The sequence below is a fragment of the Stenotrophomonas sp. 01N47 genome (assembly GCF_056399165.1).
Window position 1 is genome coordinate 1 of the sequence record NZ_JBFTQU010000073.1, and the last position, 420, is coordinate 420.

The window sequence follows — 420 nt, forward strand, 5'->3', positions numbered from 1 at the left end:
CCAAATACACTGCCGAAGGCAAGGCGATCTCCATCGCCCTGCTGGGCAACGCTGCGGAAATCCTCCCGGAACTGGTCCGTCGTGGCGTGCGCCCGGACATGGTCACCGACCAGACCAGCGCCCACGACCCGCTCAACGGCTACCTGCCGGCCGGCTGGACCTGGGACGAATACCGCGCTCGCGCCAAGACCGAACCTGCTGCCGTGGTCAAGGCCGCCAAGCAATCGATGGCCGTGCACGTTAAAGCGATGCTGGACTTCCAGAAAATGGGCGTGCCGACCTTCGACTACGGCAACAACATCCGTCAGATGGCGCAAGAAGAAGGCGTGGAAAACGCATTCGACTTCCCGGGTTTCGTACCGGCTTACATCCGTCCACTGTTCTGCCGTGGCATCGGCCCGTTCCGTTGGGCTGCACTGT

1 pseudogene is annotated in these 420 nt (G+C 62.6%); it reads left to right on the forward strand.

What is annotated here, in order from left to right:
• A pseudogene (locus tag AC1DKR_RS21270) lies at positions 1 to 420 on the forward strand (urocanate hydratase); the annotation flags it as partial.